This is a genomic window from Lysobacter avium (assembly GCF_015209745.1).
GTDB lineage: Bacteria > Pseudomonadota > Gammaproteobacteria > Xanthomonadales > Xanthomonadaceae > Novilysobacter > Novilysobacter avium.
This window is the reverse complement of record NZ_CP063657.1, coordinates 2678111-2699104: the sequence shown is the minus strand read 5'-3', so window position 1 is coordinate 2699104 and position 20994 is coordinate 2678111. Positions and strand designations below refer to the sequence as shown.

The 20994-nt window shown below is 69.0% G+C and carries 20 protein-coding genes; 7 read left to right on the top strand and 13 right to left on the bottom strand.

The window, feature by feature from the left end:
• Window positions 1-36: 36 nt before the first annotated feature.
• Both INQ42_RS12095 and argS read right to left on the bottom strand, forming a co-directional pair.
• Window positions 37-846 carry an SPOR domain-containing protein gene (locus INQ42_RS12095; protein ID WP_194034482.1) on the bottom strand — a complete coding sequence of 270 codons (810 nt, stop codon included), beginning with the start codon at window positions 844-846 and terminating at the stop codon, window positions 37-39.
• The gene (argS, locus tag INQ42_RS12090; RefSeq protein WP_194034481.1) at window positions 847-2532 is read right to left on the bottom strand and encodes an arginine--tRNA ligase; all 1686 of its coding nucleotides are present in this window, start codon (window positions 2530-2532) and stop codon (window positions 847-849) included.
• Between the two features lie 273 nt (window positions 2533-2805).
• On the opposite strand from argS, the gene INQ42_RS12085 reads away from it, so the two are divergent.
• On the top strand, window positions 2806-3756 hold the full coding sequence (locus tag INQ42_RS12085; RefSeq protein ID WP_194035893.1) for an alpha/beta fold hydrolase: 951 nt from the start codon (window positions 2806-2808) through the stop codon (window positions 3754-3756).
• Complete coding sequence (locus INQ42_RS12080; protein WP_194034480.1) at window positions 3749-5488, top strand: fatty acid CoA ligase family protein; 1740 nt, start codon at window positions 3749-3751, stop codon at window positions 5486-5488. Before INQ42_RS12085 ends, INQ42_RS12080 begins: the two co-directional genes overlap by 8 nt.
• A gap of 177 nt (window positions 5489-5665) precedes the next feature.
• Here INQ42_RS12080 and glyS read toward each other — a convergent pair whose 3' ends face one another.
• On the bottom strand, window positions 5666-7756 hold the full coding sequence (gene glyS / locus INQ42_RS12075; protein ID WP_228064370.1) for a glycine--tRNA ligase subunit beta: 2091 nt from the start codon (window positions 7754-7756) through the stop codon (window positions 5666-5668).
• Window positions 7756-8706 (bottom strand): glycine--tRNA ligase subunit alpha, encoded by a 951-nt coding sequence (gene glyQ, locus INQ42_RS12070; protein WP_194034479.1) that lies wholly within the window; start codon window positions 8704-8706, stop codon window positions 7756-7758. The genes glyS and glyQ overlap by 1 nt, the downstream gene beginning before the upstream one ends.
• 164 nt (window positions 8707-8870) lie before the next feature.
• Here glyQ and INQ42_RS12065 point away from each other — a divergent pair, with 164 nt between their 5' ends.
• The 3 genes from INQ42_RS12065 to INQ42_RS12055 all read left to right on the top strand — a co-directional run bounded on the left by INQ42_RS12065 (window position 8871) and on the right by INQ42_RS12055 (window position 11500).
• Window positions 8871-9554, top strand: coding sequence for a glutamine amidotransferase (locus tag INQ42_RS12065; RefSeq protein ID WP_248285406.1), 684 nt, complete (start codon window positions 8871-8873; stop codon window positions 9552-9554).
• Between the two features lie 97 nt (window positions 9555-9651).
• Window positions 9652-10488, top strand: a complete 837-nt coding sequence (locus INQ42_RS12060; RefSeq protein ID WP_194034477.1) for a BPSS1780 family membrane protein — start codon at window positions 9652-9654, stop codon at window positions 10486-10488.
• A gap of 85 nt (window positions 10489-10573) precedes the next feature.
• Window positions 10574-11500 (top strand): hypothetical protein, encoded by a 927-nt coding sequence (locus INQ42_RS12055; RefSeq protein ID WP_194034476.1) that lies wholly within the window; start codon window positions 10574-10576, stop codon window positions 11498-11500.
• Window positions 11501-11542: 42 nt separating this feature from the next.
• Here the strand turns inward: INQ42_RS12055 and INQ42_RS12050 are convergent, their stop codons facing one another.
• The 5 genes from INQ42_RS12050 to INQ42_RS12030 all read right to left on the bottom strand — a co-directional run bounded on the left by INQ42_RS12050 (window position 11543) and on the right by INQ42_RS12030 (window position 14825).
• On the bottom strand, window positions 11543-12235 hold the full coding sequence (locus INQ42_RS12050) for an RDD family protein (protein WP_194034475.1): 693 nt from the start codon (window positions 12233-12235) through the stop codon (window positions 11543-11545).
• Window positions 12232-12987 (bottom strand): twin-arginine translocase subunit TatC, encoded by a 756-nt coding sequence (tatC, locus tag INQ42_RS12045; RefSeq protein WP_194035891.1) that lies wholly within the window; start codon window positions 12985-12987, stop codon window positions 12232-12234. Before tatC ends, INQ42_RS12050 begins: the two co-directional genes overlap by 4 nt.
• A gap of 32 nt (window positions 12988-13019) precedes the next feature.
• The gene (gene tatB / locus INQ42_RS12040; protein ID WP_194034474.1) at window positions 13020-13529 is read right to left on the bottom strand and encodes a Sec-independent protein translocase protein TatB; all 510 of its coding nucleotides are present in this window, start codon (window positions 13527-13529) and stop codon (window positions 13020-13022) included.
• A gap of 44 nt (window positions 13530-13573) precedes the next feature.
• Window positions 13574-13834, bottom strand: coding sequence for a Sec-independent protein translocase subunit TatA (tatA, locus tag INQ42_RS12035; RefSeq protein ID WP_194034473.1), 261 nt, complete (start codon window positions 13832-13834; stop codon window positions 13574-13576).
• A gap of 88 nt (window positions 13835-13922) precedes the next feature.
• Entirely contained in the window at window positions 13923-14825 is a 903-nt protein-coding gene (locus tag INQ42_RS12030; protein WP_194034472.1) for a lipid-binding SYLF domain-containing protein, read from the bottom strand.
• A 159-nt stretch (window positions 14826-14984) separates the two neighbouring features.
• On the opposite strand from INQ42_RS12030, the gene hemH reads away from it, so the two are divergent.
• Window positions 14985-15968: a ferrochelatase gene (hemH, locus tag INQ42_RS12025; RefSeq protein ID WP_194034471.1), complete on the top strand. Its 984-nt coding sequence runs from the start codon at window positions 14985-14987 to the stop codon at window positions 15966-15968.
• The gene (locus INQ42_RS12020; protein ID WP_228064369.1) at window positions 15965-16837 is read left to right on the top strand and encodes an alpha/beta fold hydrolase; all 873 of its coding nucleotides are present in this window, start codon (window positions 15965-15967) and stop codon (window positions 16835-16837) included. The genes hemH and INQ42_RS12020 overlap by 4 nt, the downstream gene beginning before the upstream one ends.
• An 88-nt stretch (window positions 16838-16925) precedes the next feature.
• Here the strand turns inward: INQ42_RS12020 and INQ42_RS12015 are convergent, their stop codons facing one another.
• The 4 genes from INQ42_RS12015 to cfa all read right to left on the bottom strand — a co-directional run bounded on the left by INQ42_RS12015 (window position 16926) and on the right by cfa (window position 20878).
• Window positions 16926-17738: a M48 family metallopeptidase gene (locus tag INQ42_RS12015; protein WP_194034470.1), complete on the bottom strand. Its 813-nt coding sequence runs from the start codon at window positions 17736-17738 to the stop codon at window positions 16926-16928.
• A 22-nt stretch (window positions 17739-17760) separates the two neighbouring features.
• On the bottom strand, window positions 17761-18663 hold the full coding sequence (locus tag INQ42_RS12010) for a recombination-associated protein RdgC (protein WP_194034469.1): 903 nt from the start codon (window positions 18661-18663) through the stop codon (window positions 17761-17763).
• A gap of 123 nt (window positions 18664-18786) precedes the next feature.
• Window positions 18787-19719: an alpha/beta hydrolase gene (locus tag INQ42_RS12005; protein WP_194034468.1), complete on the bottom strand. Its 933-nt coding sequence runs from the start codon at window positions 19717-19719 to the stop codon at window positions 18787-18789.
• A 28-nt stretch (window positions 19720-19747) separates the two neighbouring features.
• Window positions 19748-20878, bottom strand: a complete 1131-nt coding sequence (gene cfa / locus INQ42_RS12000) for a cyclopropane fatty acyl phospholipid synthase (RefSeq protein ID WP_228064506.1) — start codon at window positions 20876-20878, stop codon at window positions 19748-19750.
• Between the last annotated feature and the right edge of the window lie 116 nt (window positions 20879-20994).

Sequence of the window (20994 nt, the reverse complement as noted above, 5' to 3'; positions counted from 1 at the left end):
CCGGCCACCGGCAGTGCGGCAGTGCGGCAGCCGGGCCTACTGGGCCTTGATCGCCATTGCCGACACGCCGCTGCTGGCGAGTTTGCGCTTGGCATCGGCCAGATCGCCGGCACTGCCGTAGGGGCCCATGCGCACGCGATAGACCGTGTTGCCGTTGATCTGCGCCGGCTCCACGCGGGCGCTCAGGCCCATCATCGCGAGCTGCGCCTTCAGCTCCTCGGCCTGGCCGGAAGCCTGGAAGGCGCCGGCCTGCAGCAGGTAACGGCTGCCATCGGCGGCAGCGGCGACGGGCCTGGGCTCTGCCACCGCGGCCGCGGGCGTGGCCGCCGGGCTTGTTGTCGCGGCGGTGCTGGCTGGCGGCGTGGTTGGCGTCGGTGCCGGCGTCGCCGGCTCCTCGCTGACCGGCGTCGGCAGCGCCGGATCCGCCGCGTCCGGATTGCGGGCGACCGCTGCCGCGGGCGTCTCGCCGCGCAACGCGGCCGCAGCGCGCAGGGCTTCCGCGCGCTGCTCTTCGGCGCGCTCGGTAGCGGCCAGCTCGGCGTCGCTGACGGCGACTTCCTTCCCGGGAAGCAGGGTGTAGAAATCGTATTTGGGCCCGTCGCTGGCGGGCGGCTTGCCGGTGGCGCCTGGGCTCACCACGCTGTCGTCCACCGCAACCGGAGCCGGCTGCGCGTCGGGATTGGGCTGCGGGCGGAAGAAGCCATCGCCGTCGGACTTGAGCACCCTGGGCAGCAGCAGGATCGCCACGATGGTGATCAGGATGCCCAGGATCATCCATGCCCAGCCGGGCATGCCGCTGTTGCCCTGATTGCGTCGCGCCTGTGATTTACCGCGTCGTGCTGCCACTTACATCACCTCGGGGGCGCTTACGCCCAGCAATTCCAGACCGTTGGCCAGCACCTGTCGGGTCGCCATCGCCAGCACCAGACGGGCGTGGCGCTGGTTGGCATCATCCACCAGGAACTGATGGTCGTTGTAATACGACTGGAAGACTTGCGCCAGTTCCAGCAAATAGGCGGCGACCTGGTGCGGCTCCAGGTCGCGCCCGGCGGTCTCCACCACATCGGGGTAGCGCAGGATCGTCGTCACCAGCTCGTGGGTCGCGGCGTCGTCTTCCAGGCCCAGCTGCAGGCCCGCGTCGCGGTCGAATGACAGGCCGCGCTCATCCAGCTGGCGCATCAACCCGCACATCCGGGCGTGCGAGACCTGGACGTAATACACCGGGTTGTCGAGCGACTGGCTGCGGGCCAGGTCGATGTCGAAGGTCAGCTGAGAGTCGGGCTTGCGCGCGACGAGGAACCAGCGGGTGGCGTCGCGTCCGGCCTCGTCGACCAGATCGCGCAGGGTGAGGTAACTGCCGGCGCGCTTGGACAGCTTAACTTCTTCGCCGCCGCGCATGACCGTCACCATCTGGTGCAGGACGTACTCGGGCCAGCCCTGCGGGATGCCGGCATCGAGTGCCTGCAGGCCGGCGCGCACGCGGGCCAGCGAACCGTGGTGGTCGGCGCCCAGCTCGGTGATCGCGCGCTGGTAGCCGCGCTGCCATTTGCTCAGGTGGTAGGCGACGTCGGGCACGAAGTAGGTGTAGCTGCCGTCGGACTTGCGCATCACGCGGTCCTTGTCGTCACCGAAATCGGTGGTCCGCAGCCACAGCGCGCCACCGTCCTCGTAGGTGTGGCCGTTCGCGGTGAGCGCGGCGACGGTTTCCTCCACCTTGCCTTGGGTATACAGCGAGCTCTCCAGGAAATAGACGTCAAAGCCGACGCCGTAGGCGGCCAGGTCGCTGTTCTGCTCGCGCCGCAGCCAGGCGACGGCGAAGCGGCGGATCGCGTCGAGGTTGTCGGCATCGCGGGCGCCGGTGAGCATCTCTCCGTCGAGCTCGACACTCGCGCCGTCCAGGTAGGCCTGGGCGACGTCGGCGATGTAGTCGCCGCGATAGCCGTTCTCGGGCCACGCCGGATCATCGGTGCCGATGCCGCGGGCACGGGCCTGCACCGACAGGGCGAGGTTCTCGATCTGCACGCCGGCATCGTTGTAGTAATACTCGCGGGCCACTTCCCAGCCGTTGGCGTCCAGCACGCGGGCGATGCAGTCGCCAATCACCGCCGCGCGGCCGTGGCCGACGTGCAGCGGACCGGTCGGGTTGGCGGAGACGTACTCCACGCCGGCGCACCGGCCCTGGCCGGTGAGGTTGCGGCCGTAGCGGGCGCCCTGGGCAAACACCTCGCCCAGCTGCCGGCGCCAGGCGGCCTCGTCGATGTGGAAGTTGATGAAGCCCGGACCGGCGATCTCGACCTTGCCGATATCGGCATTGGCCGGCAGCGCGTCGAGAATCGCCTGGGCGATCGCGCGCGGATTGGAGCGCGCCGGCTTGGCCAGCAGCATCGCGGCGTTGGTCGAGAAGTCACCCTGCACGCGCGCCTTCGGTCGCTCGATGACGAAATCGGGCGTCGGCAGATCTGCGGGCAGGGTGCCGGCGGCGCGCAGGGCGTCGATGGCGTGCGCGATCAGGGCGTGCAGGGTGGCTTTCACGGAAACTCGACGGTGCGGCGGAACCGGCCATTTTACCCGGTTCGCAACGGCGCGTCCGGACGGTCTGGCGAGGCTTGAAGCCATGAAAGGGGGCGCCGGCGCGGGACCGGTGCTGGGTGGTTCGTTGCCGTATCCGCGGCGGCGACCCGCGACCGCAGGTCAGCGGCTGGAGGCGCGGGCCGGCGTCGCGGTGCATTCGCCGTCGCAGCCGCCGATAATGGCCCACTCTCCGCCTGGCCTCGGGTCGTCGTGCGGGACCTGCAAGAGCCGGCGATGACAGCGAGCGATTTCCCCGATTACCCCTTTACGCCGGCCCGGTTCGAGGTCCGCCCGGGCATCGCGATGAGCTACCTCGACGAAGGCCCGCGCGACGGCGAGATAGTCGTGATGCTGCACGGCAATCCGTCGTGGAGCTTCTACTGGCGGCACCTGGTGCGCGGTCTGTCGGACCGCTACCGCTGCATCGTGCCGGACCACGTCGGCATGGGCCTGTCGGATCGGCCGGACGACGGGCCGGATGCCTCGCCGCGCTACGACTACACGTTGCAGTCGCGGGTGGATGACGTCGCTGCGCTGCTGCGACACCTGGGCATCAGCGGCCCGGTGACGCTGGCGGTGCACGACTGGGGCGGCATGATCGGCTTCGGCTGGGCCCTGACTCACGCTGACCGGGTCAAACGGCTGGTGGTGCTGAACACTGCGGCATTCCCGCTGCCGGCGGCCAAGCGGATGCCGAAGCGGCTGGGTTTCGGTCGCGATTCGCGCATCGGCGGCTACCTGATCCGCCGCTTCAACCTGTTCGCCCGCGGCGCGGCGTGGATGGGCACCAGGCGCTCGTTACCGGCCGACGTGCGCCGCGGCTACATCGCGCCCTACACCGGCTGGAAGAACGCCATCAGCACCCTGCGCTTCATGCAGGACATCCCGCTGGGCGAGGGCGACCGGGCCTGGCCGCTGGTCGCCGAGGCCGGACGCCGCCTGCCGGAGTTCGCCGACCGTCCAGTATTCCTGGGCTGGGGCCTGAGGGATTTTGTGTTCGACCGCCACTTCCTCAAGGGCTTCACCGACGCGCTTCCTGACGCGGAGGTGCACGCCTTCGCGGACGCCGGCCACTACGTGCTGGAAGACCGCCACGAAGCGCTGGTGCCGGCGATCCGCGCGTTCCTGGACAAGCATGCCTTGGACAACGATCCCGTGGACAGCCACCCATTGCCCCGTGACTGAGCGGGCCAACATCGCCGACGCGCTGCCGCGGCTGGCGGCGCAGCATCCGGATGGCGTCGCGATGCGCTGCCCCGGCACGCGCCGGCGCGACGGCCTGGCGAGTTACGACCTCAGCCTGACGTATGCGCAACTGGAAGCGCGCAGCAACGCGATCGCCGCGGGACTGGCGCTGCGCGGAGTCGGCCACGGCAGCCGCGTGGTGGTGATGGTGCGGCCGTCGCCGGAATTTTTTTTGCTGATGTTCGCGCTGTTCAAGGCCGGCGCTGTGCCGGTACTGGTCGATCCGGGCATCGACCGCCGGGCGCTGCGCCAATGCCTGGACGAGGCGCAGCCGGATGCCTTCATCGGCATCGGCCTGGCGCAGGTTGCGCGTCGCCTGCTGGGCTGGGCGAAGTCCGCTCGGCTGGCGATCACCACCGCGCGGCGTCCGTGGCTGAGCGATGCGACGCTGGCGCAGGTGGAGCAAGACGGGGCGCGCGTGATCGCGTCCGGTGAGGCGGCTTCGCCAGCGGCGACAGACGCCGATGACGTCGCCGCGATTCTCTTCACCAGTGGTTCCACCGGCGTGCCCAAGGGCGTGGTCTACCGGCACCGGCACTTCCTCGCCCAGGGGGCGATGCTGCGCGACGCGTTCGGCATCGTCCCCGGCGGAGTGAACCTGCCGACCTTCCCGCCGTTCGCCCTGTTCGACCCGGCGTTGGGGGTGACCTCGATCATTCCCGACATGGACCCGACCCGGCCCGCCGAGGCCGACCCGCGCAAGCTGCACGATGCGATCGATCGTTTCGGCGTGGATCAGCTGTTTGGGTCCCCGGCGCTGATGGCGGTGCTGGCGCGCCACGGCGAGCGCCTGCCGACACTGAAGCGGGTGATGTCGGCCGGTGCGCCGGTGCCGGCCGACGTGGTGGCGACACTGCGCCGGTTGTTGCCCGATGACGCGCGTTTCTGGACGCCGTACGGCGCGACCGAATGCCTGCCGGTGACGATGATCGAGGGCCGTGAGCTGCAGGCCACGCGCGAGGCGACCGAGGCCGGGGCGGGCACCTGTGTTGGGTGGCCGACCGCGCCCAACGTGGTTCGCATCATCGCGATCACCGACGCGCCGATTGGCGAGTGGTCCGACGCGTTGTGCGTGCCCCACGGCGAGGTCGGCGAAATCACGGTCGCCGGACCGACCGCGACCGACACGTATTTCAATCGCGACGCGCAGACGCGGGCTGCGAAGATCCACGAGCGTGTGGGCCGCACAGGTGACGGGCCCGATGGGTCGGATACTGCCGGACGCAAAGGTGCCACGCCCGGGACGGTTCCGACTGCGGATGACGAGCGCATCGTCCATCGCATGGGCGATCTGGGCTATTTCGATGCGCAGGGCCGGCTGTGGTTCTGCGGTCGCAAGTCGCACCGGGTGGAGAGCGCCGCCGGCCCGCTGTACACCGAGCAGGTGGAGCCGGTGTTCAACACGCATCCGCAGGTGCGGCGGACGGCGCTGGTCGGCGTCGGTGCCGTGGGCGCGCAGCAGCCGGTGCTGTGTGTGGAGCTGGAGGCGGACGTACCACGCGACCAGTGGCCCTCCATCGAGCGGGACCTGCGCGGGATCGCGAATATGCATCCGTCGCTGGTCATGATAGATCGCTTTGCCCTGCACCCGGGATTCCCGGTCGACATCCGCCACAACGCCAAGATCGGCCGCGAGAAGCTGGCCGTCTGGGCGGCAGCCAGGAAGCAGTGACGCGAACCGGCTGAAGGCCGCAGCAAAGCCAAGCCGAGTGGTTCGCCCCAGACGCCGTCGAGGTTGGTGACAGCTCTGCACCCAATTGCTCCACCCCTCGGCGGCTCCGCCGCCCGCTAGCGGCAGCGAGGCGTAACGGGTCGCGCAATCGGCGGCAGAACCAGCGCTTACGCCGCCTCAGACCGACAGGTGCTCGATCGCCGCCACGCTGCCGAGGCGGTCGCTCAGGCGGCGCAGCAGGGCGAGGCGGTTGCTGCGCACCGCCGGGTCGTCGGCGTTGACCATCACCTGCTCGAAGAAGGCATCCACCTGCGGCCGCAACCGCGCCAGCCGCCCGAGCACCGCGACATAGTCGCCCGCGTCCAGCAGCGGGTCGGTGTCGGCGATGGCGGCATCGATCGCATCGGCCAGCTCGCGCTCGGCGGGTTCGGCGAACAACGCGGCATCGACGGTATCCGGTACCACGCCCTCGGCCTTGCGCAGGATGTTGCGGCTGCGCTTGTTGGCCGCGGCCAGCGCCGCCGCCTCGGGCAGGGTGGCGAACTCGCCGATTGCGGCGAGGCGGCGGCCGAAGTCGGGCAGCGAGTCGTGGGCGACATGGCTCACCGCCTCGAACTGCTGCGGCGACACGCCGCGGTCGGCGTAATAGCCCCGCAGGCGATCGTAGACGAAGGCGGTGATATCGAAGGCACTGATGTCGGGATGCTGGACCGGCTGCGCGGCGAGCGCGCGCTCCACCAGGTCGTGCAGCAGTAGTTCGTGCCCGCCTTCCAGCAGCGTGCGCGCAAGGCCCAGCGCATTGCGGCGCAGGGCGAACGGGTCCTTGTTGCCGGTCGGCTTCAGGCCCGCGGCAAAGCCGCCGGCAAGCGTATCCAGCCGTTCGGCGATCGCCAGCACCTGGCCCAGCGGCGAGGGCGCGATGGCGTCGCCGGACACCCGTGGCAGGTAGGCCTCGTCGATCGCGTTGGCGACCGCCTCCGGCTCGTTCTCGACCGCGGCGTAGTAACGCCCGGCGATGCCCTGCAGCTCCGGGAACTCGCCCACCATCAGCGACTGCAGGTCGGCCTTGGACAGCTCGGCCGCACGTCGCGCCTGCACCGGATCGGCGCCGATCTGGCCGGCGATCGACTCGGCCAGCGCGGCGACGCGGGCGACCTTGTCGGCCATGCTGCCCAGCTTGTTCTGGTAGGTGACCTGGGCCAGCCCCTCGACCATCGATGCCAGCCCCTGCTTCATGTCTTCCACGAAGAAGAACTTCGCATCGCTGAAGCGTGGCCGGATCACCCGCTCGTAGCCCTTGCGCACCTGCTCCACATCGGTGCTCTCGATGTTGGCGATGCCGACGAAGTGCTCGCTCAGCTTGCCGTCCGCGCCCAGCACGGGGAAGAACTTCTGGTTGGTTTCCATGGTCGCGATCAGGGCCTCGGCCGGGATCGCGAGGAATTCGGTTTCAAACCCGCAGGTCACCGCGCTGGGCCATTCGACCAGCCCGTTGACCTCTTCCAGGATGCCCGGATCGATCCGCGCCTCGCCGCCGCACGCGCTCGCTGCCGCCCGCACCTGCTGCACGATCCGTTCGCGGCGCTCGTCGGCATCCACCAGCACCTTCGCGGCACGCAGCGATTCCACGTAATCGTCCGGCGCCGTGAACCACACCGGCCTGTCGTGCATGAAGCGATGGCCGCGGCTCATGCGGTCGCTGCGCACGCCCAGCAGTTCCATCTCGACCACCTCGCTGCCCAGCAGGGCGACCAGCCAATGCACTGGCCGGGCGAAGCTGTAGTCGTGGTCGCCCCAGCGCATCGGCTTGGGGATCGGCATGGCCGCCAGCGCGTCGCGGACGATGTCGCCCAGCAGATCCGCAGTGCGCGCCCCGGGTTTTACCGACCGGTGGACGAAACGTTCGCCCTTGTTGTCGGTGGTCTTCTCCAGCGCCGTCCATTCGACGCCGGCCTTGGCCGCGAAGCCCTGCAGCGCGCGGGTCGGCTGGCCTTCGCCGTCGAGGGCGATGTTGAGGTAGGGGCCCATCACCTCGGTCGACTGCTCGGGCTGCTCGCTGGCGACGCCTGGAAGCAACACGGCGAGGCGACGCGGTGTGTACAGCGGCTTGGCCTCGTCGCGTTCGAAGGCGATGCCGCGCTTGGCGAGCCCCTCGATCACGCCGTCAAAAAACGCGCGCGCCAGGCCCGGCAGCGCCTTGACCGGCAGTTCTTCGGTGCCCAGTTCAATCAGCAGGGGCTGCATGGTGTTGGGGTCCCGAGTCGCCATCACAGTGCCTCCGCCGGGGTTGCAGCGGCCGGAGCATTCCGGACACCGGGGAAGCCGAGCTTCTCGCGCTGCGCGAAGTAGGCCTCCGCGACGCCGTGGGAGATCTTGCGCACGCGCAGGATGTAGCGCTGGCGCTCGGTCACCGAGATCGCGCGGCGCGCGTCCAGCAGGTTGAAGCAGTGGCTGGCTTTCATCACCTGCTCGTAGGCCGGCAGGGGCAGGTTGAGCTCCACCATCGCCAGCGCCTCGGCCTCGCATTCGTCGAACCGGCGCAGCAGCACCTCCACGTTGGCGTGCTCGAAGTTGTAGGTGCTCTGCTCGACCTCGTTCTGGTGGTAGACATCGCGGTAGGTGACCGGATGGCCGTCCGGGCCATGGGTCCAGACCAGGTCGAACACGTTGTCGACGCCCTGGAGGTACATGCACAGGCGCTCCAGGCCGTAGGTGATCTCGCCCAGCACCGGCCGGCACTCCATCCCGCCGGCCTGCTGGAAGTAGGTGAACTGGGTCACTTCCATGCCGTTCAGCCAGACCTCCCAGCCCAGGCCCCAGGCGCCGAGGGTCGGCGACTCCCAGTTGTCCTCGACCAGGCGCAGGTCGTGCACCAGCGGATCCACGCCGAGCGACTTGAGCGAGTCGAAATACAGCTCGACGATGTTGTCCGGGCTCGGCTTCATCGCTACCTGGTATTGGTAGTAGCGCTGCAGGCGGTTGGGATTGTCGCCGTAGCGACCGTCGGTGGGACGTCGGCAGGGCTGCACGTAGGCGGCGTTCCATGGCTCCGGTCCGATCGCGCGCAGGAAGGTCGCCGGGTGGAAGGTGCCCGCGCCCACCTCCAGGTCCAGCGGCTGGATCAGCACGCAACCCTGGTTGGCCCAGAACTCGTTCAGGCGCTGGATCAGCTGCTGGAAGGTCGGCGGAGCCGGGGTGCCGGGAGCGGTCTTCGACATGCTGGAGAGGCCGTGGGAACAAAGCACGGTAGTATACGTGCGGCCCTGCGAGGGCCGCTTTTTCACACCGGCCTGTCGCCCCGCGCGGCGGGCCGCACCTGACTGGAACCCTGCCGTTGACTGCTCCCTTCCTGATCATCGAGACCGGTCAGCCGGTCGCTTCGATGCGCCGCCATGGCACTTTCCCCCATTGGATCCGCGTTGCCAGCGGGCTGCCACGCGACCGCGCGGTGACGATCAATGCCCAGGCCGGTGACACGCTGCCCACCACCGAGGGATTCGCCGGGGTCATCGTGACCGGTTCCGACGCGATGGTCACCGAGCGTCACGACTGGAGCGAGGCCACCGCGGCCTGGCTTGCGGACGCGGCGCGTGCCGGGTTCCCGGTGTTTGGCATCTGCTACGGCCACCAGCTGCTGGCGCACGCACTGGGCGGCGAAGTCGGCAACAACCCGGCCGGTCGCGAGATGGGCACGCAGGAGATCGAACTGCTGCCGGCGGCGGCCGCCGACGCCTTGTTCGCGCCGCTGCCGGAGCGTTTCCCGGTGCAGCTGACCCATGAGCAGAGCGTGTTGCGGGCACCCGATGGCGCCACCGTGCTGGCACGCTCCGCGCTGGACGCCTGCCAGTCCTTCCGTTGGGGCGACAACGCCTGGGGGGTGCAGTTCCATCCCGAGCTCAGCGCCACCCACATGCGCGGCTACATCCAGGCGCGCAAGGTTGCGCTGCAGCGCGAGGGGCTGGATCCTGCGGCGATGGTGGCCCAGGTCGCGGCCACGCCGGAGGGCCGGCGGGTGATGCGCCGGTTCGTGCACCATGCCACCGGGCTGGCGCGCACGAACGGTTGAAAACACGGACTCAGGCGGCACGGGCGGGGAAGCAGGCAGGCGCGACACGGCGCCGCAGGTGCGGCCACGGATCAGCGGTATCAGGGAGATGAGCGGGATGAACGAGATTCGCAAAGTGCCCATGGGCGCCGGGGCCGAGTGGTTGCTCGGCGGCATTGCCTTGCTGCGCAGGGCGCCTTTGACGCTGGGACTGCTGGGCCTGATCTGGGGAGGCCTCTCGGCGCTGGGCTCGCTGGGCGGGCAGGTGTGGCTGAGCGCGCTGATGGCGGTGGCCGGGCCGATCCTGTTTGCCGGAATCATCTATGCCGCGCGCGAGGTGGACCGTGGCCTGCCGGCCAGCCCGCGCCACCTGTTGCAGGGCGTACGCGATGGCAAGGGGCCGCGCCTGCTGGCGATGCTGCTGCCGCAGCTTGTGGCCATGGTCGTGCTGGTGATCCTGCTGGTGGCGATGGTGGGGCCGGAGCAGCTGCAGCGCCTTTCCACGGTGATGATCGAGCTGCAGACCAATCCCGACCCGGCCTTGGTGGAGTCCCTGCCGCTGGGCGCACTGTTCGGCTGGATGGTGGCGGCGATGGTCGTCGGCGTCGTCGCCGGGTTTTTCACCTTCGTGGCGATTCCGGAGATCATCTTCACCCCGCGCACGGCCTTCGCGGCGATGCAGCTGAGCCTGCGTGCCTGCCTGCGCAACCTGGGCGCGCTGCTGGTCATGCTGGTGCTGCTGGTGATCGGCATGATCGCGCTCAGCCTCGCCCTGCAGCTGGTGGGCGCGCTGCTGGCCTTCGCGATCGGCGCCCACGCGTCGATGTTCGCGGTGCAACTGCTGCTGATGGCGATCCTGCTGCCGGTGCTGGGCGGCGCGGTGTATCTTGCGTGGCGCCAGATGGTGGGCGACGCGCCGGTGACTGAAACGGTCGCGGGCGGCTTCGAGGCCTGACGGCGGCGCGCGAGCTCTCGGGGGAGAGCGTTTACGGCCCTGCGTCGCGGGGTTTCCAGGGATCAATCAAGGGGAGAGAAAAACGATGAGCACTCGTGCAATGGGGCCCATGGCCGGTCTGGGCTGGCTGACGCGCGCAATCAATGTCGGCCGCAACGGTCCGGGCGCGGTTTTCGGCGGTGCCGCGCTGATGACGGTGGTCGTGCTCGCCGCGGTGTTCGCCGGTGTCGCCGTGCAGTTCGCCCTGGCGGCGACGATGGGAGACGGGCTCACCGGCATGATGCTGGGCACCGCCGTGATGAGCGTGCTGGTGATCGTGGTCATGGCGATGATGGTGGTCGGTTTCCTGCGCCTGCTGGACAGGGTGGAAAGTGGCAGCGGCGCGCGCGCCACCGATGTGTTCGCCGGTTTCGGTGACTTCTCCACCTCCCTGCGCACGATCGGCCTGATGGTGATGCTGGCGGTGCTGCAGAACGTGATCCTGATCGCCGTGCTGATGACCTTCGCCGGCGGATTCGTGCAGTGGTATCTGCAGATGCTGCAGTCCTCGATGGCCGGCGGCGGCGACCCGGCGATGCTGGACCAGCTGCCGGCGGGCATGGGCATCGCCAGCGTGGCGATGCTGGTGGTCGGGCTGGTGTCCTACGGCGTGCAGGCCATTGCGCTGGGCCAGGTGGTGCTGCGCGGGCGCGGGGTGTTTTCCGCACTGGGCGACGGGGTCGTTGGCGCGTTCAAGAACCTGTTGCCGCTGCTGGTGTTCATGATCGCCGCCATCGTGGCGATGATCCTGGTATCGATCGCGGTCCTCCTGCTGGCCATGCTGATCGGCCTGCTGGCCAAGTTCGCCGGCGCCTGGCTGGCGGTTGTATTGGCGATCCCGCTGTACATCGCCGGCATCCTGGCCATGTACGTGGTCATGTTTGGCGCGATGTACCACCTGTGGCGGGACGTATGCGGTGGCGGCGCGGGTGCGGTCACGCATACATTGGCCAGCGAAGGCGTCGCCGCCTGACGATCCGGTGTCACGCCCTAGACGGCATCCGCCTGCGGGGCGTCACTGCAGCGACCGTTCCAATGCCAGTTGCATGGTGGCCATCGCGCTTGCCATCCCCCAGGCGCCGAGCGCCAGAGAAACGGTTCCGACGAGCGCCAGCCAGGCGACCGCCCAGGCCGGCATCCCCGGCCGCGCGGCCCATACCCGGGTGCCGCTGAGTCGATCGTGCAGGGTCTGGTGCAGCGGCGGGACGGCGGCCATCAGGTGGCCGATGTTGAGGGTCAACCACGACGCGACGCCGGCGACATGCCGCAGCAGCACGCGGCCTGGGCGCAGCCGTTGCCGCCGGGCATCGGCGACCTGCAGCCCCAGCAATCGTTGTCCCGGCGTGGCCTGCCATGCCCCGGCTTCGAACGCGGTGTGGTAGATCGCCGACACCACGAACAAAGTCGCCACTGATGGCCATCCCAGCGCCCACAACGCGTGCTCCAGCCCGGCGGTCGACGCCCTGATCGAGGGGTCCTGCATCACCGTTATTTCCAGCGCCGGCAACGGCACGCCGTCGATGATTGCCCGGCCCATCGCATGGCCAGTGGCTTCCAGCAGGTCGTTCATCCGTTGCGAGAACAAGGCGACTCGACTGGAAAGAAGCGGCCAGGCCAGCAACAGCGACATCGGTCCCAGCACCGCGCCGTCCAGGGTCCAGGCGGCGCTGCGTTGCCACAGTCCGGCCGGTCCGATCGACGCCTTCATTCCGCGTCGCTGGCGGCCGCTGTCCTGTCCCCGCGCACCAGCCAGCGCGAGGCGATGATGCCGACCTCGTAGAGGGCGCACATCGGCGCGGCCAGCATCAGCTGCGAGACCACGTCGGGCGGCGTGATGACCGCCGCCAGGACGAAGATCCCGACCACGGCGTAGCCGCGCGATTCCTTCAATTGCTCAGGCGTGACCCAGCCCAGCAAGGCCGCGATGACCATCGCCACGGGTAACTCGAAGCTGGCACCGAAGGCCAGGAAGATCACCAGCACGAAATCCAGGTAGGCGCTGATGTCGGTCATCATTGCCACGCCTTCAGGCGCGATCTTGGTCAGGAAACCGAACACCGCGGGCAGTACGAGGAAAAACGCGAACGCGCAGCCGGCATAGAACAGCGCCACCGAGGAGGCCAGCAGCGGCACCGCAAGGCGCTTCTCGCGCTGGTACAGCCCCGGCGCGACGAACGCCCAGGCCTGATACAGCAGCCAAGGCATCGAGATCATCAGGGCGGCGAAGAAGGCCAGCTTCAACGGGGCGAAGAACGGACTGGCGACCTCGACCGCGATCAACTGACCGCCCGGGGGCAGCTTGGCCAGCAATGGCGCGGCCAGCGCGGCGTAGAGCTTGTTGCCGAACGGCAGCAGCAACAGCAGCACGGCGAGGAGACCGGTCACCGCGCGCAGCACGCGGCCGCGCAGTTCGATCAGGTGGTCGATCAGTCGGGGCGCAGTCTGGGTGTCATCGTCCATCGGGTCGCGCGAATCGTGCGCCGGGTTCGGGCTCATGGTTGCGGACCCGGCTGCCGGTGCGATGAGGCGGCCGGCTGCCTTGCCAGATCGGAAGCGTCTTCCACCGGGCCAGCATCAGCGGCATCCCCCGCATCTTCGCCGCCGTCCTGTGCCGCCGTTTCCTGTGCCAGCGCAGGCGCCGCAGCGGTGGTCGCGGCACGCGTGACCGGCGCCACGGCGTCCTTTACCGACTTCTCGGCGTGTTTCACCGACTTCTCGATCCCCTGGCCTTCCCGGCGCAGGTCATCGTGGAGCTCGCGGCCCTGATTCTGCAGCTCGGCGCCCAGGTCGCGCAGTTCGTCACGGGTACGGGCAAGGCTCTTTTTCAGTTCATCGTCGGCCAGTTCGCGCTCCAGTTCGGACTTGACCGAGTACCACTGCGCGCGCGCACGTCGCACCCACAGACCCGTGAAGCGCGCCGCGCGAGGCAGTCGCTCGGGACCGAGCACCATGAGGGCGACGATCGCTACGATGAATAGCTCGGAAAAACCGATATCGAACATGTCAGGCCGCCGGGACTTGCGCCCGGGTCAGGAACAGTCCGCGCTCAGCGCGGAACCTGCTCGTCATCGCGCACGTCGTGCGCGGTCCTCTGATCACGCACCGGACGCTCGTCGCGGCGTGCGTCATCACCAAGCCGTGCGGGAGGCACGTTGGCATCGACATCGTCATCGTCGTGCACGCCCTTCTTGAAGCCTTTCACAGCCTCACCGAGGTCCTTGCCGACGTTTTTAAGGCGCTTAGTGCCAAACACCAGCACCACGATCAACAGCACGACTACCCAGTGCCCAATACTCATACTACCCATCGACGTGTCCGCAGAAAAACCAGAGCTTCCAGAATACCCGCAATCACCGGCCACTGCCGGTTGATCAGGGCCGATCGGCCCGGGACGTTCAGCCGTTGGGCGGCAGCGGTTCGGTCTGGATGGTTGGCGTTTGCGGGCTGTCCACCGTCTCGAACGGCTGCGGCTGCGTGGGATTGGCCCCATCGGACGCATCGCGCGGGGCATTCAGCGGGGGGTTCGAAACCGGTGCGGCCGGGGCGTTGGTCGCCGTGGTGGATCCGTAGGCAGTCGGCGCGGGCGGTGCCGGTTCGTGCTTGCGCGCCGCACGGGCCGTAGCGGTCGCTTCCTCGAGCTGGTCGCGGAAGCCCACCACCGCATCGGAGGCGCGCTGGCCGGCGCGGTCCTCGAAGATCATCCGCGGCGTGGTGCCGCTGCCGTAGACGCTCTGGTTGGCGGCGTCATCGATGCTGAGCACCGCGCCGTCCAGGGCAACGCCGGCGAACAGGCCGCGCGCGCGCGACCACGACCAGATTTCCGCCTTCAGTTGCCCATCGGTCGCCAGCCCCGTGGTCCGGCCGACCGGCCCAGCGGCGACGCTGGCGTCCGCGCCCAGGGTCAGCTTGCCGTTGACGATCGAGTCCAGCCCGCGCTGGCTGGTGAATACCAGCACCACATCGGATGACTGCACGCCGGCCTGAAAGCCGATGCTGGCGCCGGTGAGCTTGACGAAGGCCGGGTTCGACCACGTCCCCTGCGGCGTCTTGATCGACACCAGACCATGGCCGCGGCGGCCGCCCAGAACCAGACCGATCTTCAGCGTGTCGGGCACGACCACGATGGCCCTGGCCTGGTCGAGCATCGCATCGGGAATGCCGGACTCCGGAATGGCCTGGATCTCGTTGAGCACGCGGACCGCGTTGCGGGCGCGCTCGTCTTCGGTTACCCCGGCAACGGCGGGTGCGGCGACGACGAATGCGAGCAGGATCACGGCAAGGCGGGGGACTATCGACATGGAGGACTCCGGAAACGGGACTGCGGATGGAACCCGACGGGTGCCGGCACATCCCCATCGACCGCAAACGCGCGTCGAAGTTCGTACCGGAGTTTTATTCAGGCTAGTGAGGCGGCGATGAATCCTGTGGGAACCACCGGCAACTGGCATCCTATGCGAATGACTCAATCCGCTTCCCCTTCCCCCGATACCGCCGTCGTGCTGGTCAATCTTGGCACGCCGGACGCGCCCACCGCGGAGGCGGTGCGCCGCTACCTGGGCGAGTTCCTGTCCGACCGCCGCGTGGTCGCGTTGCCGCGGCTGTTCTGGCTGCCGTTGCTGCACGGGATCATCCTGCCGCGCCGCTCGCCCAAGGTCGCGCTCAAGTACGCCAGCGTGTGGCTGGACGGCGGTTCCCCGTTGGCGGTCTATACGCGTCGCCTGGCCGAGGGTGTCCAGCGCGAAATGCCCGATGTACTGGTCGTGGACGCGATGCGCTATGGCAACCCCGCGCTGACCAAAGTGCTGGAGGATCTGCGCGGGCGCGGGATCCGCCGTGTACTCGGACTGCCTCTGTATCCGCAGTACTCGACCACCACCACGGCGACTGTCGGCGACGTGCTCGCGCGCGAGACTGCGATGCAGGTGCGCATGGTCGATGACTACCACGTGGATCCGGGCTGGGTGGCCGCGATTGCCGACTCGATCCGCGAGCATCGCGCCCGCAACGGCGCCGGTGATCACCTCGTGTTCTCCTTCCACGGTCTGCCCAAACGGGTGATCCGCAACGGCGATCCGTATCAGCGCCAGTCCGAGGCCGGCGCCCAGGCGATCGCCAAGGCGCTGGAGCTGGAGCCGCATGAGTGGACGATCAGCTACCAGTCGCGCTTTGGCGCCGAGCGCTGGCTGGAGCCTGCGACGACCACCGCGCTGGCGGCCCTGGGCGAGCGCGGCGTGCAGCGCATCGACGTGGTCGCGCCCGGATTTGCGGCCGACTGCCTGGAGACGCTGGAGGAGATCTCCATGGAACTGGCGGACGAGGTTGCCGGGCGCGGCGGCACGCTGCGCTACATTCCCTGCCTCAACGATTCGCCGGCACACGCGCGTGTCATTGCCGGCGTCGCGCGGCGCGGCCTCGACGCCTGGCCGATGGCCCAGGCGTGAACCGCCTGCACGACTTCGTCCTTGATACCCGACTGGGTCGTCTGGCCGGCCTGCGTGCTGCGCCGGCCGGTCGGACAGTGCCGCGCGTGCTGGCCCTGCACGGCTGGCTGGACAACGCGGCCAGCTTCATCCCGCTGCACCCGTATCTGCCGGGCATCGAGCTGGTCGCACTGGACATGCCCGGCCATGGCGCCAGTGACCACTTTCCCGAGGCCGCCGAGTACACCGTGGTCAGCACCGCGCGCTCGGTGTTTGCCGCCGCCGATGCGCTGGGCTGGGACGAGTTCTCGCTGCTGGGCCACTCGCTGGGCGGAGCGGTGGCGAGCCTGATGGCGGCTGCCGCGCCGCAGCGCATCCAGCGACTGGGCACGATCGAGGCGCTGGGCGCGCTGTCGGCCGAGCAGGGCCGACACGTGGAATCCCTGCGCGAAGCATTCGCGCGCCCGGGCGGTCCGCGCAAGCCATTGCGCGTGTTTCCCGATCCGGCCACAGCGGTCCGCGCGCGTTTGCAGGCCGGGGATATCCAGCCCGACGCGGCGCGCCTGCTGGTCGAACGCGGCCTGGTTCCGGTACGCGGCGAGGGCGGCCCGCGCGGTTTCAGCTGGCGCAGCGATCCGCGCCTCACGCGCCCGACGGCCATCCGCATCAGCGAGGAGCAGGTGCGCGAGTTGCTGCGCGCGGTGGAGTGCCCGGTGCGTGTGCTCTACGCCGAACAGGCGCAGGTCTACTTCCCCGAAGAGCAACGCCGGGCGCGCTTCGATTGCCTGCGCGATGCGCAACTGAGCACCATGCCGGGCGGCCATCACCTGCACATGGAGCAGCCGGCGGAGGTCGCGGCGGTGTTCGCGGACTTTTTCAGCGCGGTCTGATCACCGGGCCTGATCAGCGCGGTTGAAGCCACGGCCAGATCAGCGCGCCCGGATCGCCACGCTCCAGAGCGCGGCCGGCGATGCCGACTTACGCCGTGTGGGTCCCTGTGGCAAGCAGCGAGCGCATCGCCGCCTTCAGCCGCGAGCCGTGCACTCGCAGATACTCACGCTCCTCGCGCCAATGCGGCATGCGTGTCTCCACCTCGGCCCAGAATGCCGGCGAGTGGTTGGCCTGGAGCAGGTGGCAAAGCTCGTGCACCAGCACGTAGCGGTAGGCCGAAGGCCGGGCGAGCACCAGCGACAGATCCAGCGCGACGGAGTCGTCGGGTGCCAGCGAGCCCCAGCGCGAGGACATCAGCTTGAAGCGGAACCGCCGCGGTGCGCGCGGCAGTCCGTCCAGGTAGTCCGGCATCCAGCGGGCCAGGTCGGCGCGCGCCTCGCCCTCGTAGAAATCCCGCAATGCCCGGGCCTGCGCCGCCGGTCCGGCCCGCTCGGGCAGCAGGAACACCAGCGCGTCGTCGGCCGCGGACTCGATCCGGGTGAACCGGCCGCGTTCCCAGCGCAATGGACGCTCGGCATCGCGCAGTGGCAGCGTCGTGGAGACGTCCCACAGCAGCGGCGGCGGAACGTCGCGGGTGTGCAGCTCCAACTGCAGCGCGAGCCACTGCCGGTGCTCGTGGGCGAAGCGTGCCGCCGCACTGGCGCTGGCGCGCGGCGGCAGGGTCAGGCGCACGCCGCGGTCGCTGACCGAGAGCTTGATCCGGCGCGCGCGTGGGTCCCGGCGCCGCTCCACCTCCAGCGACTGGCCGTCGTCCAGGGTCAGCTCGAAGGTGTCGCGTTGCACGGCGCGTCCCGCGGGCGTGCGTTTGGTGCCGACCAGGCCGTGCAGGCGGCGAAGCATGGTGGTGCCTGCGCCCCGCGCCTCAGTCGGCCGCGCTGAGCTTGAAGGCCGACTGCAACACCGCGAACAGGCGCTTGACCTCCCCGCTCATGAGCGCGAAGCGGGCTTCCATCTCCGCGCGCACGTCGTCGTGGTCGGTGGACTCCAGCTGGTCCACCGCGCCATCGAGCAGCTTGAACTTGCGCACGATCAGGTCCTCGCCAAGCACGAAGGAGACGTGGTCATCCAGCGTCAGCGCCAGGCGGGTGACCTGCTTGCCCGTTTCCAGGTGCTTGGCGATCTCGTCGTTGTCCAGGTCCATGCGCTGCACCTTGACCACCGCGCCGTGCTCGGCCGGATCGCGCAGCTCGCACTCATCGCCGATGCCCAGGCCTTCGGGCAGCGGCTCGCCAGCGACCCAGCCGGTCAGGATCGAGCGCGGCGCGATCTCCGGGTTCAGTGGCATCGCCGGGAAGCTGCCCAGCGCGCGGCGGATCTCGGAGGCCACGTTCTCCGCGCTCTTGCGGCTGGAGCTGTCGACGACGAGGATGCCGTGCTCCAGATCCAGCAGGGCATCGGTGCGGCTGGGCTTGATGAACGCCCGCGGCATCAGCTCGGTGATCAGCTCGTCCTTGAGGCGCTTGCGGGTGCGGCCGCCGGGCTTGCGGCCCTCGGTCTGCTCGATCTCCTCCAGCTTGCGGGCCAGCATGTCGTTGACCACGGCGCCGGGCAGCAGGCGGTCCTCGCCGCCCACGGTCAGCCAGATCGCGTCGCCCTGGCGCTGCGAGAGCTCCTCGCCGTCGCGACCGATGGGCGAGACAAAGCCGCGCGATGACAGCTCCAGCGCGCCGACCGGCTTGAGCGCGCACTCCTGAAGGCCTGCATCCAGGTCATCGAGCTTGGTGGAGGTGGGGAAGCGGAACAGGGTCAGGTTGCGGAAAAACATGCGGGCGGAATCCAGGTTGGGCGTCCGGGTGTTGCGACTTCGGACCGGGCATTCTACCGGCCCGCCCTGCGGGAGATGCCGGCATCGGGCTGTGGGCATCCGGTCCGACCGGGTGGTGCAGGTTTACGGGGCGCCGCGTCTCTCCGGATCCGTCCAGTCTCCGCGGACACGTTCGACGAAATCCCGCATCGCGTCCTCGAACGCGGGGCTTGCCGTTGCGTCGTTGTGCGCCACGCCCGGCACGACCAGAAGCTCCTTGTGTTCCTTTGCCAGCGGCGCCGCCTCGTACAGGGCCCCCGAAAACGCGGGCGGTGTCAGCGGGTCGAGTTCGCCAACGACAAACAGCACCGGCTCATCGAGTTGGCGCGCGACCTCCAGATTGCCGCGCCCCGCCAGTTCCGGTGCAATATCCACCCGACGCACCAGGATCCGCTGCCACCACGGTTGTTGGCGCCGGGCATGTGCCACCCAGTCCTCGGTGGAGGTCACCGAGCTTTCCAGCACAAGCCCATCGAGTGTCCGCGTGGCGGCCACGTGACCGGCGAGGAAACTTCCCAGCGATTGACCGTGCACGATCAGCGGCAGGTGCGCCAGCGCCTGGTCCGCGCGCAGGTGGTCGTACACGATCAGCGCGTCTGCCATCAGCGCATCGATACCGGGTATTCCGGAGCTTGCTCCGTAGCCGCGATGATCCACCAGCACCAGGTTGACCGGCAGCGCTGAGTAGCTGGCGGCGGTGCGGCCCCCCATCAGGCCGGTGCGATACGCGTTGCCGCCGAAATACAGGACGGTCGCCATCGCGTCGCGGCGGATCAGGCGCAGCACGTAGAGCTCCGCGTCGCCGGCAACACGAAGGCGTTCCTCCACCGCGTCGAGGGACGGGAACTCGCTCTTCAGCTCGCTGATGGAGGGAGCCGGCGAAGGCATCGACCGCACCAGATCCTCTTCGCTGTACTCCAGTACGCACCCCGTCAGCCCGACCACCATGGAAAGCAGCAAAACGCGGCACAGGCGAGCGGCCCAGCGCAGGCGCGGGACCGGGATCGGTGCAGTCAAAGGCTGGCCGTGGCTCGCGATCACCTTCTCAGCTGAGCCGGCGATAGCCCCCCGCAACGCCCTCGGGCGAGAGCACCCACTGCCACAACTGCAGTTCCCGGACCCGGAACGCGCCTGCGCAGGAAAGCAGGTAATAGCGCCATTTGCGCTGGAATGCGTCATCCAGTCGATCGGCGAAACGCGGCCAGGCGGCTTCGAAATTGGCGTGCCATGCCATCAGCGTGCGGTCATAGTCGGCGCCGAAATTGTGCACGTCCTCGGCGATGAACAGGCCATCGATGGCATCACCGATCTGGCCGATCGAGGGCGTCTCGCCGTTGGGGAAGATGTGCTTGTCGATCCAGCGATCCGGCGTGGCATCGCGTTCATTCTTGCCGATCGTGTGCAGCAGGAACAGGCCGTCGGAGGCCAGGCAGCGTTGCGCCACCTCCATGTACTCGCGGTGGTTCTTGTGGCCCACGTGCTCGAACATGCCGACGCTGACGATGCGGTCCACCCGGCCACCCAGGCTCCCGCCGTCCAGTTCGCGGTAGTCCTGGAGGCGGAATTCCATCGGCAGTCCGGCGTAGCGCTGCTGCGCGTAGCGCGTTTGCTCCGTGGACACGGTCACGCCGATGCATTGCACGCCGTAGCGCTCGGCCGCGTAGCCCATGAAGCTGCCCCAACCGCAGCCGATGTCCAGCACGCGCATTCCCGGCTGCAGCCCAAGCTTGCGGCAGATCAGCTCGAGCTTGGCCTCCTGCGCGGACGCCAGATCGGTGGCGTCCTTCCAGTAGCCGCAGGAATAGACCATGCGCGGGTCGAGCATGGCTTCGTAGAAATCGTTGCCCAGGTCGTAGTGGGCCTTGCCGACCTGCCAGGCCCGGGTGCGGTTCTGGCGGTTGAACATGCGTACCTGCAACGCGTGCCAGGCGATGCGGGCCGGATGGACTTCGCGATCCAGGTGCGCGCGCAACAGGCGCTCGAAGAAGACATCGAGTTGTTCGCAGTCCCAGGCGCCGGCCATGTAGGCCTCGCCCAGACCGAGGTTGCCTTCGGCCAGCGCGCGCTCGAGCGCGGCCGGGTCGTGCAACTGCATGTCCCACGGACGGTCGCCGTTGACGCGGATGTCGGCCTTGCCCAGCAGTCCCGCCACCAGCTGCTGTGGCGCGGTGTCCAGGACAGGGACGGCGGGCGCGGGACGCGGGCTGGTGTACTTGGGCTGGGCGTGGGGCGACGGAGCGGGCGATGAAGACATGGCGGCAACCTCGGTCAGGGGTCGCGTTGGATGCACTT